This window comes from Bradyrhizobium sp. WYCCWR 12699 (assembly GCF_032144035.1).
Lineage (GTDB): Bacteria > Pseudomonadota > Alphaproteobacteria > Rhizobiales > Xanthobacteraceae > Bradyrhizobium.
Window position 1 is genome coordinate 397,261 of sequence record NZ_JAVTJN010000030.1, and the last position, 17,435, is coordinate 414,695.

General features: G+C 65.1%; 15 protein-coding genes. 7 read left to right on the forward strand and 8 right to left on the reverse strand.

Annotation, left to right across the window (positions count from 1 at the left end; translation table 11 throughout):
- Positions 1–24: 24 nt before the first annotated feature.
- The 4 genes from RPS27_RS12705 to RPS27_RS12720 are packed head-to-tail and all read left to right on the forward strand — an operon-like array spanning position 25 to position 3,874.
- Positions 25–972 (forward strand): ABC transporter permease, encoded by a 948-nt coding sequence (locus RPS27_RS12705; protein ID WP_211415470.1) that lies wholly within the window; start codon positions 25–27, stop codon positions 970–972.
- A gap of 9 nt (positions 973–981) precedes the next feature.
- Positions 982–1,875, forward strand: a complete 894-nt coding sequence (locus tag RPS27_RS12710; protein ID WP_194404969.1) for an ABC transporter permease — start codon at positions 982–984, stop codon at positions 1,873–1,875.
- On the forward strand, positions 1,875–2,882 hold the full coding sequence (locus RPS27_RS12715; RefSeq protein WP_212065013.1) for an ABC transporter ATP-binding protein: 1,008 nt from the start codon (positions 1,875–1,877) through the stop codon (positions 2,880–2,882). The genes RPS27_RS12710 and RPS27_RS12715 overlap by 1 nt, the downstream gene beginning before the upstream one ends.
- Positions 2,879–3,874 (forward strand): ABC transporter ATP-binding protein, encoded by a 996-nt coding sequence (locus RPS27_RS12720; RefSeq protein WP_212065012.1) that lies wholly within the window; start codon positions 2,879–2,881, stop codon positions 3,872–3,874. Before RPS27_RS12715 ends, RPS27_RS12720 begins: the two co-directional genes overlap by 4 nt.
- A gap of 74 nt (positions 3,875–3,948) precedes the next feature.
- Here the strand turns inward: RPS27_RS12720 and RPS27_RS12725 are convergent, their stop codons facing one another.
- Positions 3,949–4,734 (reverse strand): hypothetical protein, encoded by a 786-nt coding sequence (locus tag RPS27_RS12725; RefSeq protein WP_212065011.1) that lies wholly within the window; start codon positions 4,732–4,734, stop codon positions 3,949–3,951.
- Positions 4,735–5,037: 303 nt separating this feature from the next.
- Between RPS27_RS12725 and RPS27_RS12730 the strand changes: the two genes are divergently transcribed.
- Positions 5,038–5,559: a hypothetical protein gene (locus RPS27_RS12730; RefSeq protein WP_212065010.1), complete on the forward strand. Its 522-nt coding sequence runs from the start codon at positions 5,038–5,040 to the stop codon at positions 5,557–5,559.
- Positions 5,560–5,615: 56 nt separating this feature from the next.
- On the opposite strand, the gene RPS27_RS12735 is transcribed toward RPS27_RS12730, so the two are convergent.
- From RPS27_RS12735 to RPS27_RS12765, 7 genes are all read right to left on the reverse strand, one after another.
- On the reverse strand, positions 5,616–7,592 hold the full coding sequence (locus tag RPS27_RS12735; RefSeq protein WP_212065009.1) for an acetyl/propionyl/methylcrotonyl-CoA carboxylase subunit alpha: 1,977 nt from the start codon (positions 7,590–7,592) through the stop codon (positions 5,616–5,618).
- A complete protein-coding gene (locus RPS27_RS12740) occupies positions 7,589–9,205 on the reverse strand; it encodes an acyl-CoA carboxylase subunit beta (protein WP_313754060.1) in 1,617 nt (538 codons plus the stop codon). Before RPS27_RS12740 ends, RPS27_RS12735 begins: the two co-directional genes overlap by 4 nt.
- Before the next feature lie 100 nt (positions 9,206–9,305).
- Positions 9,306–10,172 carry a 3-keto-5-aminohexanoate cleavage protein gene (locus RPS27_RS12745; protein ID WP_212065007.1) on the reverse strand — a complete coding sequence of 289 codons (867 nt, stop codon included), beginning with the start codon at positions 10,170–10,172 and terminating at the stop codon, positions 9,306–9,308.
- Between the two features lie 204 nt (positions 10,173–10,376).
- Entirely contained in the window at positions 10,377–11,177 is an 801-nt protein-coding gene (locus tag RPS27_RS12750) for a helix-turn-helix domain-containing protein (RefSeq protein WP_194404977.1), read from the reverse strand.
- A 174-nt stretch (positions 11,178–11,351) separates the two neighbouring features.
- Positions 11,352–12,008 carry a glutathione S-transferase family protein gene (locus RPS27_RS12755; RefSeq protein ID WP_194404978.1) on the reverse strand — a complete coding sequence of 219 codons (657 nt, stop codon included), beginning with the start codon at positions 12,006–12,008 and terminating at the stop codon, positions 11,352–11,354.
- Complete coding sequence (locus RPS27_RS12760; protein WP_194404979.1) at positions 12,008–13,171, reverse strand: acyl-CoA dehydrogenase family protein; 1,164 nt, start codon at positions 13,169–13,171, stop codon at positions 12,008–12,010. The genes RPS27_RS12755 and RPS27_RS12760 overlap by 1 nt, the downstream gene beginning before the upstream one ends.
- 40 nt (positions 13,172–13,211) lie before the next feature.
- Complete coding sequence (locus RPS27_RS12765) at positions 13,212–14,348, reverse strand: acyl-CoA dehydrogenase family protein (RefSeq protein ID WP_212065006.1); 1,137 nt, start codon at positions 14,346–14,348, stop codon at positions 13,212–13,214.
- A 232-nt stretch (positions 14,349–14,580) separates the two neighbouring features.
- Between RPS27_RS12765 and RPS27_RS12770 the strand changes: the two genes are divergently transcribed.
- Together RPS27_RS12770 and RPS27_RS12775 are read left to right on the forward strand one after the other, a co-directional pair.
- On the forward strand, positions 14,581–16,131 hold the full coding sequence (locus tag RPS27_RS12770; protein ID WP_212065005.1) for an acyl-CoA synthetase: 1,551 nt from the start codon (positions 14,581–14,583) through the stop codon (positions 16,129–16,131).
- Positions 16,132–16,202: 71 nt separating this feature from the next.
- On the forward strand, positions 16,203–17,426 hold the full coding sequence (locus RPS27_RS12775; RefSeq protein WP_211415458.1) for an ABC transporter substrate-binding protein: 1,224 nt from the start codon (positions 16,203–16,205) through the stop codon (positions 17,424–17,426).
- Positions 17,427–17,435: the final 9 nt, after the last annotated feature.

A 17,435-nucleotide genomic window follows, 5' to 3' on the forward strand; every position in this document is an offset into this window, starting at 1 on the left:
TTAGCGGCTCGCGGAGGGCGAAGGATGTTTGCCTATCTGGTGCGACGCCTGTTCCTGATGCTCGTGACCCTGTTCGGGATCTCGGTCGTCATCTTCGTTCTGCTGCGCATCGTGCCCGGCAATATCGTCGACATCCTGTTCGCCGCGGCCGGCTATGTCGATCCCGCCGACAAGGCCAATCTGGAGAAGGAGCTCGGCATCGACCAGCCGATGATCGTGCAATATTGGCACTGGATCAGCGGTTTTCTGCGCGGCGATCTCGGCTATTCCTATGTTTCCGAGAAGCCGGCGCTGCAGGAAATCCTGCCGAGAATCCCGATCACGGCCAAGCTGGCCGGCCTCGCACTGCTGTTCTCGGCCTCGATCGGCATTCCGCTGGGCGTCATCAGCGCGGTCAAGCAGGGCACGCGGCTCGATTACGCCCTGCGCGTGGTGAGCCTGAGCGGATTGTCGCTGCCCTCGTTCTGGCTCGGCCTGCTCATCCTCACCGCGGCGGTCGCGATGTTCGGCCAGATACCGATCTTCAATCCAAACCCGAAGACCTGGCTCGAGGCGTTCGCGACCTACGCCGTGCCGGCCGCCGCCGTCGGCTTCCGCAGCGCGGCGCTGACCATGCGCATCACGCGATCCTCGATGCTGGAGGTGCTGCGGCAGGATTACATCCGCACCGCGCGCGCCAAGGGCGCCTCCGAGACGGCCGTGAACTATCAGCACGCGCTGAAGAACGCGATCCTGCCCGTCATCACCGTGATCGGCATCGAGGCGGCGTTCCTGATCGGCGGCCTGATCGTCACCGAAACGGTGTTCAACATCCCCGGCGTCGCGCGCTTCCTGGTCGAGGCGATCCGCTGGCGCGACTATCCGATCGTGCAGAACCTGGTGATGTTCATCGCCGTGGTCGTGGTGGTCGCGAATTTCATCGTCGACATGCTCTACGCGGTGTTCGACCCGCGGATCAGGTACACGGATTAGGAGAGCTGTTTGGCCGCAATCGACTACGATCTCGAACTGCGGCGCGCCGGCGCGCATGCCACCGGTGGATGGCGGCGCGTGCTGTTTTTGGCGCAGCGGCACGTGCTCGGCGCGGCCGGGCTCATCATCATGGGCGTGTTCGTGTTCACCGCGATCTTTGCCGACTTCATCGCGCGCTACGACCCACTGACCGTCGATTCCGCCAGCGCACTCGCCCGCCCGAGCTGGGCGCACTGGATGGGGACCGATTCCTTCGGCCGCGACGTGTTCAGCCGCATCATCCACGGCGCGCGGATCTCGCTCGCGGTCGGCATCGGCTCGACCGCCCTCGGCGGCACGATCGGCGTCATCGTCGGGCTGACGTCGGGCTATCTGTCCGGCTGGGTCGATCTCGTCTTCCAGCGCGTGTCCGACGTGCTGCAGGCGCTGCCGCTGCTGGTGCTGGCGCTAATCATGACGGCGGCACTCGGCCCGTCCCTGCCGAACGTCATCATCGCCATCGCCATTCCGCTGATCCCGACGGTGTCACGCGTGATCCGGGCTAACACGCTGGCGCTGCGGGAGCTGCCCTTCGTCGAGGCCGCCAAGTCGATCGGCATGAGCGAGGTGCGGATTGCGCTCCGCCACGTGCTGCCGAACACGCTGGCCCCACTGATCGTGCTCGCAACCGCCCAGCTCGGCTCGACCATCCTCACCGAGGCCTCGCTGTCCTTCCTCGGTCTCGGCATTCCCGAGCCTTATCCGTCATGGGGCCGCATGCTGTCGGAGTCCGCCGCCGAATATGTCCGCACGGCGCCGTGGCTGGTGATCTTCCCGGGCATCGCCATCAGCCTCGCCGTGTTCGGCGCCAATCTGTTCGGCGACGCGCTGCGCGATATTCTCGATCCGAGGCAACGCGGCTGATGGCGGACAAATCCGATCTCGTGCTCGAGGTGAAGAACCTGAAGACGGTGTTCTTCACCAACTCAGGGCTGTTCAAGGCGGTCGACGACGTCTCCTTCACCGTCAAGCGCGGCGAGACGCTGGCGATCGTCGGCGAATCCGGCTGCGGCAAGAGCGTCACGGCGCTGTCGCTGATGCGCCTCGTGCCCGACCCGCCCGGCCGCATCGTCGGCGGCTCCGTCACGCTCGAAGGCACCGATCTGCTGGCGCTGAATGAGGCGGAGATGCGCGCCGTCAGAGGCAACCGCATTTCCATGATCTTCCAGGAGCCGATGACCTCGCTCAATCCGGTGATGCGGATCGGCGATCAGATCGTCGAGGCCGTGCGGTTGCACCGGAACATCCCGGCCAGGGAGGCACGGACCATCGCCGTCGAGATGCTGCGCCTGGTGCGCATTCCCGAACCGGCGCGACGCGCGAAGGAATATCCGCATCAGCTGTCCGGCGGCATGCGCCAGCGCGCGATGATCGCGATGGCACTGGCCTGCCGGCCGGCGCTCTTGATCGCGGACGAGCCGACCACCGCGCTCGACGTCACTATCCAGGCGCAGATCCTGGCGCTGATCCTCGACCTTCAGAAAGAGCTCGGCACCGGCCTCGTGCTGATCACGCATGATCTCGGCGTCGTCGCGCAGACGGCGCAGCGCGTGATCGTGATGTATGCGGGGCGGAAGGTCGAGGAAGCCAGCGTCGAGGCGCTGTTCGCCGCGCCGAAGCATCCCTATACGCGCGGGCTGATGGCCTCTATCCCGGCGGTGCCGGCGCCCGGCATCGTCGCACCGGCGCGGCTGAACGAGATTCCCGGTACCGTGCCGTCACTGGTCCGCTTGCCGCAGGGTTGCGCCTTCGCGCCGCGCTGCAAGCTCGCGATCAAGCGCTGCGAGGCCGAATATCCGCCGCTGGCGGATTGGGGCGGCGGCCACCTCGCGGCCTGCTGGCGCGCGGAAGAAGTCGCGGAGGTGGCATGACCGAGGCACTGCTCGAGGTCACCGACCTCAAGAAATATTATCCGGTGCGCGCTGGCGTGCTGCGGCGACAGGTCGGCACCGTGCACTCGGTCGACGGCGTCTCGTTCTCCCTTCAGGCCGGCGAGACGCTCGGGCTGGTCGGCGAATCCGGCTGCGGCAAGTCGACGGTGGCGCGCAGCGTGCTGCGGCTGGTCGAGCCGACCTCAGGGCAGATCCGCCTCGACGGCGAGGACATCACGCATCTGTCCAAGGCGGCGCTGCGCCCGCACCGCCGCTCGATGCAGATCGTGTTCCAGGACCCGTTCGCCTCGCTCAATCCGCGCATGACCGCCGGCGACATCGTCGGGGAGCCGCTCGCCGTGCACGGGCTCGCGAGCGGCAAGGACCTTGAGGCGCGCGTCGCAAGGCTGTTCGAGCAGGTGGGCCTCAGGCCCGACCAGATGCGCAACTTCCCGCATCAATTCTCCGGCGGCCAGCGCCAACGCATCTGCATCGCGCGGGCGCTCGCGCTGGGGCCGCGCCTGATCGTCTGCGACGAGCCGGTCTCCGCGCTCGACGTCTCGATCCAGGCGCAGGTGATCAATTTGTTGATCGACCTGCAGCGGCAGCACGGCTTCTCCTATCTCTTCATCGCGCACGACCTCGCCGTGGTTGCCCATATCAGCCACCGCGTCGCCGTGATGTATCTCGGCCGCATCGTGGAGATCGCAGACAAGGACGAGCTATTCCGTAATCCCAGGCATCCCTACACCCAGGCCCTGCTCGCTTCCGTGCCGGTCGCCAATCCGCTGGCGAAGAAGCTCGCGCCGCTGGTGGATGGCGACGTGCCGAGCCCGGTCAATCCGCCTCCGGGCTGCGCGTTTCACACCCGCTGCCGGTTCGCGATGGACCGGTGCAAGATCGAGCGGCCAGCGCTGCTGGACGCGGGCGACGGGCATCAGGTGGCGTGTCTGCTCAACGACGGGACGGGTCGGAGCAACGCGGCGCTGTAGCCCTGTGGAGTGGATTAGCGTCAGCGTAACCCACCACCTTTGCCATCACGGAACGAAAAGTGGTGGGTTACGCCCTACGCTTGCCGATCATGCCGCAACGCGCGGATCACCGGCCAGGCCGCCAGCGCGGCAGCCAGATGCTTGAGCGTGTGGCCCGAGACGAAGTGCCCTGTTGCTTCGAAAACGATCTCGTCGCCCAGTTCGAAAAGCTTGGCGAGCACATAAAAGAAGATCACGCCGCCGAGCGGCACGCCGAGCGCGCCGGGTCGAGGACGCGTCAATGCCAGTCCCACGGCGAACGCCATGCCGCCGAACTGCACGACCACCCATGGCGTGAGATTTTCGCGTGCCACCCAGGCAGCCAGCAGGCCCGCAATCATCATCAGGACCAGCACGGCTTCACCGGCACGCACGCTGATGCGCTCACCGGCGGCGATACCTAGAAAGCCCGCGAACGCGACCGCCATGCCAAGACGATCGGCGACGAGCCGCTGCGGCATGTCGGGATCGAGGTGATAGAAGCCTGAGCCCAAGCACGTGAGGATCAATCCCACGAAGAACCAGCTTGCGCCCACGGGTGTGTCGTGGCGCGCGCGCAGTCGCTCCGAGCCCCAGACGGCCATCGCGAGAAACGCGAGATTGCTGAGCACGTCGCCGGCGTTGGGCACGCCGAGCCAGGTGCGAGTGTCGATGAAGTGCGGGATGTGCCAGTTGGCGGCGGGCAGCGCGGGCGCGAGGAGCGTCACCAACACCAGCGCCGAGACTGCGCCGATCAGATATTTTTCGCGTGGCTGTGGTGCGGCAAACGAGAATCGGCGGGTTAAAGCCTGTATTGCGGCGTGACCGTCGGCGCGAGACATGTGAACCTCGAATCGAACAATGTTCAACATTAGTAGCCACAAACGTGAACAATTTTCAAGGAACATTTCGAGCGCCTGACCCTCGTTCCAACCTCATTGTAATGACTTGGTTTTTCCCTTTGATCGGGATCAAGCATCAAAGGTGGGCAAGTCGAAGCGCGCCATGCGTCCTCCCATGGAGAGATCGCGAACAGCAGCTCCATCGTCGCGTGCTGTGCTAGCCGGTTAATCCCTGTTCCGGCCGACCAGTTGAGAACGTGGCCCCGCCCGGGCTAGATCGGCGTTTTCCAGGGAGGCGTTATTATGATGATTATGATCGCTACGAGATCGTTGATCGCTTCCGTGCTGCTGACCTTGATGGCGTCTTCGGCCTTCGCCGCTCCGCCCGCCAGCTGCGCCTCCAAATTCGTCGGCGAATGGCGCCATTCGGGAAGCGGCAACCGAGGGTCCGTCTTGCGCGACGGCCGCGCGCTGTGCAGCGAGCATCCGGCCTGTGTGCAGGGGACCTGGACCTGCTCGGGCAACGTCCTGATCTACACCAACAGCCTCGGCAGCTGGAACTACACGCTGGCCCCCGACGGCCGGACCATGTCGACCGGCACCGCCGTCTCGACCCGCATCGGCCCCGTGCCGGCCAGCGCGCGTTCGGCCGCGCCGATGCCGTCCGCACAAAGCCCTTCGTCCGATCACCCGGTGAACCCCGGCAACCCGGTCATGCTCTGGATGATCGACAAGGTCCAAAAGACGTTTCCTTGCGACCCCAAGACGGACAGGCATAAGTGCAGACCGCGGTCGCCCGAGGGCACCACCGGATCGAGAGGGTAGTCCCTCTCTGCGGGGCGGTCGCGGCACCCGCGTTGCGTCTTTGCCGCGATACCGCGCTAGACGGCGCCGATCTCCGCCACGATCCGTCCTGTGGTCACCTGCTCGCCCTCGGCGACGTCGATCGCGGCGACCACGCCGTCGATGCCGGCCTTGTGGACGTGCTCCATCTTCATCGCCTCCAGTGTCATCACGGGCTGACCGGCCGTCACGCGATCGCCCGGCTTGACCAGGACGGCGACGACGCGGCCGTTCAGGGCCGCGCGCACCTTGCCGTCGCCGCCGTTGCTTGCGGCGGACTTCGGCGCGGCGAGCGTGACATCGGCGATTGCGAGAGGGGTACCGCGATGCTGCACATACAGCCGGTCGCCATCGCGCAGGAATCTTGCGCTGTCCATCACACCGTCATGACGGAAGCGGACCGTATCGGCGTCGAGCTGCTCGACCTCAAACCTGTCCTGGCGATCGCCTGTCGCGACGATGTAGCTGCCGTCGCGCTCGCGGGTGATTTCGAGATCGAGCGTCTGGCCCGCGATCTCGAGTTTTGCCGGCAGCGGGAACGTTGCCGACAGGCTCCGGCCACTCTGCCAGGACGGCGCGCGGGGATTGGTGACGTAGAGCAGCAGGCCCGCCAGCGCCGTATCGAATGCCGCGTCCGCGCGCGGCGCCAGCAACTCGTCGCGGTGCACGCCGATAAACGCCGTCGTCGCCTCGCCCTTGGCAAAACCGGGATGACGCAGGCAGGACATCAGGAACGACTGGTTTGTGGTGACGCCGAACGCGGTGAGCTGCTCCAGGCCGACAATCAGCCGTCCCCTCGCCTCCTCGCGCGTGGCGCCGTGGCCGATCACCTTCGCAATCATGGAATCGTAGAACGGCGGGATCTCCGAGCCTGAATGCAACGCGTGCTCGACGCGGATGCCGTCAGGCACCTGCCAGCGCGCCATGCGGCCGGACTGCGGCATGAAATCGTGCGCGGCATCTTCCGAGCACAGGCGCGCCTCGATGGCGTGGCCGGAGAACTTGATGTCCTGCTGCTTCACCGGCAGCGGCTCGCCGCGCGCAACGCGCAACTGCAGCTCGACGAGATCGAGGCCGGTGATCGCCTCGGTCACGGGATGCTCGACCTGGAGCCGCGTGTTCATCTCCATGAAGTAGAACTCGCCGCCGGCATCGAGCAAAAATTCCAGCGTGCCGGCGCCCTCGTAACGCAGCGCCTTCACCGCGGCGACCGCGACCTCGCCCATTTTTGCGCGCAGCTCCGGCGTGACCGCCGGCGACGGTGCCTCCTCGATCAGCTTCTGGTGCCGCCGCTGCACCGAGCAATCGCGCTCGCCGAGATGGATGGCGTTGCCATGGCTGTCACCGAACACCTGGATTTCGATATGGCGGGGATTCTGGATGGCGCGTTCGAGGATCACGGTGGGATCGCCGAACGCCGCCTTCGCCTCCGACCGCGCGCTGCGCAGCGCATCCGGGAACGACGCGGCGTCGGGCACGAGCCGCATGCCGCGGCCGCCGCCGCCGGCGACCGCCTTGATCATCACGGGGAAGCCGATCTTTTTGGCTTCGGCGAGCATGACCTCGTCGCCCTGATCGGCGCCCTGATAGCCTGGCACGACGGGGACGCCGGCCTTCTTCATGATCTCCTTGGCACCGGCTTTGTTGCCCATCGCCTCGATCGCCTGCGGCGACGGGCCGATGAAGACGAGACCGGCATCCTTGCAGGCTTGCGCGAAATCCTCGTTCTCGGCGAGGAAGCCGTAGCCGGGGTGAACGGCATCCGCGCCGCTCGCCTTGGCGGCGGCGATGATCGCGGCGATGTTGAGATAGGACTGGGCCGGCAAGGCTTCGCCGATGCGCACGGCCTGGTCGGCCTGGCGCACATGCAGCGCATCGCGATCCGCATCGGAATAGACCGCGACGACGCCAAGGCCGAGCTGCCGCGCGCTTCGCATCACGCGCAGCGCGATCTCGCCGCGATTAGCGACCAGGATCTTGAAGAACAGCCGGTGCTGCACTGATCCGTTCCTCATGGGCGGGCCACCGAAAACTGCATGCGTTGAGGCGTGCGCGCATCGCCCTCGCGGCAGATCGCGAGCACCTCGGACAGCACCGCGCGGGTATCGCGCGGGTCGATCACGCCGTCGTCGAGCACGCGCGCGCTGGTAGAGAACACGTCCATCTGGCCGTCGAAGACGCCGATGATCTGCGCCTTCATCGCGTCCAGCTTGTCCTTCTCGATCGGCTTGCCCCGCCGCGCCGCAGCCGCCTCGGTCACGATCGCCATGGTCTCGGCCGCCTGCTCGCCGCCCATCACAGCGGTCTTGGCGTTGGGCCAGGAGAAGCAGAAGCGCGGATGGAAACCGCGGCCGCACATGCCGTAATTGCCGGCGCCGAACGAAGCGCCGCAATAGATGGTGATCTGCGGCACCGTGGCCGACGTTACCGCCTGGATCATCTTGGAGCCGTGCTTGATCATGCCGGCTTCTTCATAGGCCTTGCCGACCATGTAGCCCGTGGTGTTGTTGAGATAAAGGATCGGCGTGCGGGTCTGGCAGCAGGCCTGGATGAAATGCGTCGCCTTGTTGGCGCCGGCGGGATCGAGCGGCCCGTTGTTGGTGATGATGCCGATCGCCTGGCCCTCGATGCGGGCATGGCCGCAGACGGTGGCCGGGCCGTAATTCGGCGCCATCTCCGTGAAGTCGGAATCATCGACGATGCGGGCGATCACCTGCTTCATGTCGACGGTGCGCTTGTGGTCCATCGGCATGATGCCGAGCAGCTCGTCCTGGTCGTAGCGCGGCGGCTTGAACTCGCGCGCCGCACGGCCCGGCCGCTCCCATTCAAGGGCCGCCATGATCTCGCGCGCGATGCGAAGGGCATCGCGGTCGTCCTCGGCGAGATAATCGCCGAGGCCGGAGACCTGCGTGTGCATCTCGGCGCCGCCGAGCTCCTCCTCGGTCGCGATTTCGCCGGTCGCCGCTTTCAGCAGCGGCGGGCCCGCGAGGAAGGCACGCGTGCGGCCGCGCACCATCACGATGTAGTCGGACAGGCCGGTCTGATAGGCACCGCCAGCGGTCGAGGAGCCGTGCGTGACGGTGACGACCGGGAGACCGGCTGCCGAGAGCCGCGCCAGATTGCGGAAGATGTTGCCGCCACGGACAAAGTCCTCGACGCGGTAGCGCAGGAGATTGGCGCCGGCGCTTTCGACGAGCTGCACGTAAGGCAGCCGGTTCTCCAGCGCCAGCTCCTGCACCCGCAGCGTCTTGTCGAGGCCGAAGGGCTGCAGCGCGCCGGCGTCGATGCCGGAATCACTGGCGCTGACCATGCAGCGGATACCCGAGACGAAGCCGATGCCGGCGATGACACCGCCGCCCGGCACGCTCTTGCCGGCATCCGGCACGTCGAACATGTAGCCGGCGAGCGTGGAGAGCTCGATGAAGGGCGCGCCGGGATCGAGCACCAGCGCGACGCGCTCGCGCGGCAGCAATTGGCCGCGCTTGTGAAAGCGGTCCTTGGCCGCGGCGGATGCGGCGCGCGTGCGCTCTTCCAGCGCGCGCATGCGGTCGATCAGGCCGAGCATGCCGTCACGGTTGGCGTGGTAGGCGGCGCTGCCGGGGGAGATGGTGTTTTCGATGGTGGACATGACAGACCTTGATCGTCATTCCGGGGCACGCGAAGCCTGACACCGGAATATCGAGGTTCCGGGCTCGATGCTTCGCATTGCCCCGGAACGACAGTGATATTCAGCGATTCGTCCCAAATATCTTCCGCGCTTCCGCCGGGCTCGCGATCTCGCGGCCCGCACGCCTTGCGCAGGCGGCGATGGCCTCGATCAGCTGGCCGTTCGACGTCACCTTCTTGCCGTCGGCGAGATAGAAGGTGTCCTCCAGCCCGGTGCGCAAATGGCCGCCGAGCTCGGCGCAACGCTGATGCAGCGGCCAGATCTCCTCGCGGCCGATGGCGGTGACCTGGAAATGCGCCTCGGGGCGCTTCAGCTTGATCAGGATCGGCAGCAATTCAGGGTCGGCGGGCATGCCGGAGGCAACGCCCATCACGAAGTTATATTCGAGGGGCCCCTTGTACATGCCGACCTGGTGGTACATGCCGACGCAGCGGACGATACCGACGTCGAAGCATTCGAACTCGGGGATGGTGCCGACCGCGTTCATGACGTCGAGATAGTCCTTCACCTTCTCGACCGCGTTGTCGAACATCATGGGCGGCCAGGCCCAACTGTTGTCGGACTTCACCTTCAGATAGTTCAGCGAGCCCGCATTGCAGGCCGCGATCTCGGGCTTGGTCTCGCGGATGCAGTCGAGCGCGCCGGAGTAGTTCGGCCCTGACACGCCCGATGTGTGGTTGATGATGACGCCGGGGCAGGCTTCGCGGATCGCCTGCTGGATCTCCTTGCTGACAGCGACCTCCCAGGACGGCAGGTGCCCCTTGCCCGGCGCCTGCTGGCGCAGATGGATGTGCATGATGGACGCGCCGGCATCGAACGCAGCCTTGGCCTCCCGCGCCATCTCTTCGGGCGTCACGGGCACGTTGTGCTGCTTGGGGTCGGTGAGCACGCCGTTCAGCGCGCAGGTGATGACGGCCTTGTCGCTCATGCCAATGATATCTCGCACGTTGAGAATTCAACGATTGCGATCATGTGATGGGCGGCATGCGGCTTCTTGCGCCGAGAAGCTGGGAAAAACGACGAATCGCAGGGCGGTTAGCCGAAAGCGTAACCCGCCACTTCTGCCTCCGAGGAGATCAAAGAGGCGGGTTACGCTGCGCCAACCCGCCTCTACCAAGGATAACGAGCGGAGTTAACTCGCTTCCGCCAGCCGCACCGTCTCGGTGCTGCGATAGATCGCAAGATCGCGCGAGCCGACGAAGATCGCGCGCGGCTTCAATCCGTAGAAACGACGGATCGAGTGGCTGAAATGGGTGGAGTCGGGATAGCCGATGTCCTGCGCGAGATGGGCGAGGTTGAGATCCTGATTGGCGAAGTGCAGCAAATGCCGCGCACGCTTCCAGGCACGGAAGGAGCGGAAGGAGATGCCCGTCTCTTCCTTGAACAGATGCAGGAAGCGCGAGGCCGAGAGGCCTGCTTCCGCCGCACAGGTGTCGGCAGTCACAGGCTCACCGGAGAAACGCTCGATGCGGGCGACGGCACGGGTCACACGCGGATCGAGCACGCGGCGCGGCAGCGCCTCGCCAAAACACATCTCGTCGAACTCGGCGGTGGTGATGTCGCCATAGCGGCGCTGGCGGAGTAGCGCGTAGGCGGCCAGGATCTTGCGGGCATAGGCGGCCTTGTCCGGCCCCCGCAGCCGCTCGGCCAAGGCCTCGATCACGCCGTCCGGCATGCTCTCCGGCTCCAGCGTCACGCTGATGGCGGTGCGATAATCGCTGGCAATGGAGTGTCGCTGGTTCGGCAGGGTGACGAACAGCTCGCCGGTGGCAAGCGTGTCATCGATGGTGAGATGCAGGCTGCCCTTCACCGCGACATAGACATGGCAGCAACCGGGGGTTCGCTTCCGGGGCCGTCCGAGCAGGCCGGCGTAAAATACCCGCTCCGGCGTGATCAGCATGAGATGGTCGGATTCGCGACCTTTATCTTCCATTGGGGTCCTCCTCGCGCGGCTCTCTGGCCGCTGCGGACGGAGGTCACCTTAGCCGAAATTTGGGCGCTGTCACGGCGCGATAGCGCTGTCATGGAGCGCAAAGCGTTGGCATTCCAGGACGGCGGCCAGCCGTCCGGGACCATCGCGGGTCTGTAGTTCCCGACTTGTGAAGGCTCACGCTCTCACGCGCGGTGCAACATTCTGCTCGGCGCCGGCCCTTTGCTCCGCAGCAACAGCACGCTTGAAACCGTCGCGCTGCTGCAGGCGTGCCCAATAGGCTGCGACATTTGGCCCAAAATCCTTGGCGAGCCCGATATTGTCGGCCAGCCGGAGGGCGTAGCCGATGACAATGTCAGCGGCAGTGAAACGTCCTGCGCACAAGGTTTCGGCATTCGCGGTCGCTGCCTCAACGGCGCGCAAGCGTCCCAGGAACCATTTTGCGTAGTCGGTCGCGACCTGCGGATTGCGGCGCTCTTCCGGCTCGAGCTGGGTGTATCGGAGCACCAGCGTCTGCGGAAAGGTTAACGTGGCATCGCTGAAATACATCCAGTTCAGGAATGCGCCATAGGCGGGATCTTCCGGCCCGACCATCAGCGGCGTCGGCCCGTGCTTGATGCCGAGATAGTGGCAGATGCCCGACGACTCCGTCATCTTGGTCTCGCCGTCGACCAGGAAGGGAATCGTGCCGAGCGGATTGAGCGCCAGATATTCCTTGGCAAAGACCCGCGGCGGGAACGGCAGCATCTTCAGCTCGTAAGACAGCCCCATCTCCTCCAGCATCCAGAGCGGACGGAACGAGCGCGCGGCGTCGCAATGATAGAGCGTGATCATCAGGCGTTTCCTTTACTTCCCGGCAGCGTGCCCATCATCTTGCACAGGACCATCAGCATGACCTCGTCGGCACCGCCGCCGATCGAGGTCAGGCGGCTGTCGCGATAGGCGCGGCTGACCGGCGTCTCGTTGGTAAAGCCCATCCCACCCCAATATTGCAAGCAGGCATCGGTGAGCTCGCGGCCGAGCCGGCCGGCCTTCAGCTTGGCCATGGTCGCGAGCCGCGTCACATCCTCGCCCGCGACCAGCTGCTCGGCAGCGCGATAGATCAGCGCGCGCAGCAGCTCGACCTCGGTCTGCATCTCGGCGAGCTTGAAGTGCACGACCTGGTTGTCGAGAATACTTTGGCCGAAGGCCTTGCGATTGCGGGTGTATTCGATGGTCTGGTCGATGATGTATTCGTGCGACTTCAGGCAGGCCGCCGCACCCCAGAGCCGCTCCTCCTGGAACTGGATCATCTGGTAGGTAAAGCCCTTGCCCTCTTCGCCGATCCGGTTGCGCTTGGGCACGCGGACATTGTCGAAGAAGATCTGCGCCGTGTCCGACGAGCGCATGCCCATCTTGTCGAGCTTTCGCGCGATGGTGACGCCCTTGCTTTTCATGGGCACGCAGATCAGCGATTTGTTGCGGTGAACGGGCCCGTCGCCGGTGTTGGCGAGCAGGCAGATCCAGTCGGCTTGTGTGCCGTTGGTGATCCACATCTTGCCGCCGTCGATCACGTAATCGTCGCCATCGGAGCGCGCCTGCGTCTTGATCGAGGCGACGTCGGAGCCCGCGCCGGGCTCGGAGACGCCGATGCAGGCGACGAAATCGCCCGAGACCGAGGGCGCGAGGAATTCGCGGCGCACCTCGTCCGAACCGAAGCGCGCCAGAGCCGGCGTCGCCATGTCGGTCTGCACCCCGATCGCCATCGGCACGCCGCCGCAGGTGATGGCGCCGAGTTCCTCCGCCATCATCAGCGCATAGGAATAGTCGAGGCCGGAGCCGCCGAACTCGACCGGCTTGTTCAGCCCGAGAAAGCCGAGGCTGCCCATTTTCTTGAACAGCTCATGCGCCGGGAAGATGTCGGCCTTTTCCCATTCATCGACGTGCGGATTGATCTCATTGGCGATGAATTTCTGCAGAGAACGGCGAATGTCGTCGTGGTCGGCGGTGAATAGCATTTCTTCCTCTTCGTCATTCCGGGGCGCGCGCAGCGCGAGGTCACAACCCCATCTGCCGTGACGCCAGATCCTTCATGATCTCCTCGGTGCCGCCGCCGATGGCGTTGACCTTGACCTCGCGGTAGATGCGCTCGGCCTTGATGCCGCGCATGAATCCGGCGCCGCCAAAGATCTGCACAGCTTCGGAGGCGCAGAACGCCATGGTCTGCGTCGCCTGGTTCTTCATCATGCAGATTTCCGCAACCGGGCTCTCGCCCTGCTCGAGCCGCCAGGCCAGCATCTCCAGCATCGCCTGACTTGCCGCGACCTTTTGCGCCATGTCGACGATCTTGTGGCGGATGACCTGGTGCTGGGCGAGCGGCTTGCCGAAGGTCTTGCGCTCCCTGGCATAGGCGATGGCCTCGTCGAGGCAGACCCGGGCGAAGGCGGTGCAGCCCGCCGCCATGCCCATGCGCTCGCTGTTGAAATTCTGCATGATGATCTTGAAGCCCTGGCCCTCCTCCCCGATCAGATTTTCGGCCGGCACGCGGCATTCGTCGAAATGCAAGGTCGCGGTGTCGGAGGCCCACCAGCCCATCTTCTTCAGCTTGGTGCGCGACAGGCCCGGCGTATCGCCCTCGATCAGGAGCAGGCTGACCCCGCCGGCACCCTCGCCGCCGGTACGCACGGCAACGGTCAGATAATCGGCGCGCATCCCCGAGGTGATGAAGGTCTTCGCGCCGCTCACGACGTAGTGATCGCCGTCGCGCCGCGCCCTCGTGCGGAGGTTTGCAACGTCAGAGCCGCCGCCCGGCTCGGTGATCGCGAGCGCGGAGATCTTCTCGCCTGCCAGCACCTGTGGCAGCACGCGCGCCTTCACCTCGGGCCGTGCCGCCCGCGCGATCGGCGGCGAACCGATGGTGTGGCTCATCAGGCTGGCGCTGACGCCGCCGGCGCCGGCACGCGCGAGCTCCTGGCTGGCCACGATCTTCATGAACTGATCGGCGGCGATCCCGCCATATTCCTCGGGGAATCCCAGGCCCAACAGACCGATCTCGGCGGCCTTGCGATAGAGCCTGCGCGGGAATTCACCGGCCTCGTCCCACTCATGGGCGAACGGAGCGATCTCCTTGTCGACGAAGCGTCGCATCACGTCGCGAAACGCGTCGTGCTCGGCGGTATAAAACGGGCTCTTCATCGCTTTCGTCTCGCAGCCGGATTCGCTTCGGCTACCATCGCTGGAACATGGCCGGTTCACTTGCGCGCAGTGGCTGACAGGAGCCGGCGCTTCGGGAAAGGCTGCAAGCCAGCAACTCAACGCAAGACGATTTTCCCCGCTCGCAGGCCAACTCTGGCGCAAAAAACGTTGCTGCACAGACTCCGGCTGGCCCCAGGGCCATGCCGGGCATGGTGCGCCGAGGGAGGTATTCTTGGCCGTTCGCTACTACGACTGGATCGTCCATCATGGCCGCCGCACGCCTGACAAGGTCGCGGTCATCGACCTCGCGAGCGAGCGCCGTTTCACCTATTCGCAGCTCGATGCCCGCGTCTCGCGCCTCGCCTCGTTCCTGCGCCACACGCTCAACGTCTCCCGCGGTGACCGTGTCGCGGTGCTGGCGCTGAACACCACCGATACGCTGGAGGTGCAATTCGCCTGCGGGCGGCTTGGTGCTATCTTCGTGCCGCTGAACACCCGCCTCACCGTCCCCGAACTCCAGTTCATCACGGCTGACTGCGCGCCGAAGGTGATGATCCACGACACCGATCTTGCCGAGACTGCGCTTGCCGTCGCAACGCGTTGCGGTGTCGGAACGAGCCTGCTGCTCGGCCCCGGCGGGTCCTATGAGGCCGGCATCGCCGCCGCAAAGCCGCTCGACCGCGCCGAAGAGGTCACGCTCGATGATGTCTCGACCATCATGTACACCTCGGGCACGACGGGCCATCCGAAGGGTGCGACCATCACCCATGGCATGACCTTCTGGAATTGCGTCAATCTCGGCGGCCCCGCCTGCATCGGGCCGGCCTCGGTGCTGCTCACCGTGCTGCCCCTGTTCCACACCGGCGGGCTGAATTGCTACACCAATCCCGTGCTGCACGCCGGCGGTACCGTGATGATCATGCGCGCCTTCGATCCCGGCGCCGCGCTAGGCCTGATCAACGATCCCGCGCAGGGCATCAACGTGTTCTTCGGCGTGCCCGCGATCTACCAGTTCATGGCGCAGCATCCGGCCTTCGCGACCACCGATCTCAGCCGGCTGATCGTCGGCGGTGTCGGCGGCGCACCGATGCCGGTGCCGCTGCTCAAAGTGTGGGAAGCGCGCGGCGTCGCCCTGCAGCAGGGCTACGGCATGACTGAGACCTCGCCGGCCGTGCTGGTGCTCGATCGCGAGGATGCGGCGCGCAAGGCAGGCTCCGCCGGGAAACCGGTGCTGCATACGGAAGTGCGCATCGTGCGCCCCGACGGCAGCGATGCCGATGTCGGCGAACTCGGCGAGCTCTGGGTCAAGGGACCCAACATCACGCCGGGCTACTGGAACAGGCCGGAGGCGAACAAGACCTCCTTCACCGACGGCTGGCTGCACACCGGCGACGCAACGCGCATGGATGAAGAGGGCTTCTACTACATCGTCGACCGCTGGAAGGACATGTACATCTCCGGCGGCGAGAACGTCTATCCGGCCGAGGTCGAGAACGTCCTGCATCAGCTCAATGCGATCGCCGAAGCCGCCGTGATCGGTATCCCGGATCCGCAATGGGGCGAGGTCGGCCTTGCCATCATCGCGGTCAAGCCAGGGCAGAAGCTGACCGAGGCCGATGTCTTCACGCACTGCATGGCCAATCTGGCGCGCTTCAAATGCCCGCGCCAGATCCGCTTCGTCGACGCGCTGCCGCGCAACGCCACCGGCAAGATTCACAAGCCGACCTTGCGCAAGGCGTTCTCGGTGGCCTCCGAGGTCGACAAGAAGGTCGCCAACGCCTGACCAGAGCGCCCCTCGCGGGCGCCTTTCTTTTTGAAGTGCCTGCCAACCCACAAGAAACCCAAGGAATTTCCATGAAGAACAAGAAACTCTCTTTGCTCGCGGCGGCGGCAGCCCTGACATTGCTCTCGGCCCAGAGCGTCCAGGCGCAGAAGAAATACGATACCGGCGCCAGCGACACCGAGATCAAGATCGGGAATGTCGAGGCCTATTCCGGCCCCGCTTCCGCCTACGGCGTCATCGGCAAGACCGAGGAAGCCTATTTCAAGATGATCAACGATCAGGGCGGCATCAACGGCCGCAAGATCAACTGGATCTCCTACGATGACGGCTATTCGCCGCCCAAGACCGTGGAGCAGGTCCGCAAGCTGATCGAGAGCGACGAAGTGTTCCTGGTGTTCAACGCGCTGGGCACGCCGACGCAGACCGCCGTGCAGAAATATCACAATGCCAAGAAGGTACCGCAGCTCTTCCTCGCCACCGGCGCCAGCAAGTGGAACGACCCGAAGAACTTTCCGTGGACCATGGGCTTCCAGCCCAGCTATCGGGTCGAAGCCCAGATCTTCGCCAAGTACATCCTGAAGGAGAAGCCGGACGCGAAGGTCGCGATCTTCTATGCCAACGACGATTTCGGCAAGGACTATCTCGCCGGCATCAAGGACGTGTTCGGTGACAAGGCATCGAAGCTGATCGTGGCCGAAGAGAGCTACGAGACGTCGGAGCCGTCGATCGACGCCCATATCGTCAAGCTCAAGGGCACCGGCGCCGATGTCTTCGTCAACATCGCCACCCCGAAATTCGCGGCTCAGGCGATCAAGAAGATCGCCGAGCTCGAGTGGAAGCCGATGCATCTGATGACCGACGTCTCGGTCTCGATTGGTGCGGTGATGAAGCCCGCCGGCCTCGAGGCCTCCGAGGGCGTGCTGTCCGCCGGCTACCTGAAGGACGCGTCGGATCCGCAGTGGAAGGACGACGCGGGCATGAAGAAGTTCATGGCCTTCATCGACAAGTACATGCCGGGCGCGAACATCTCGGATGCGAACCTCGTCTACGGCTATGCGGCGGCCCAGACCATGGTTCAGGTGCTGAAGCAGGCAGGCGACAATCTCACGCGTGAGAACGTGATGAAGCAGGCTGCGAGCCTGAAAGACTTCACGCCCGACACGCTGATCCCGGGGATCAAGATCAACACCTCGGCCAATGATTTCGCACCGATCGAGCAGCTCAAGATGTGGCGCTTCAAGAAGGGCCAGTGGGAGTTGTTTGGCGACATCATCAGCGCCGAAACCGGCGGCTGAGGCGCCCCT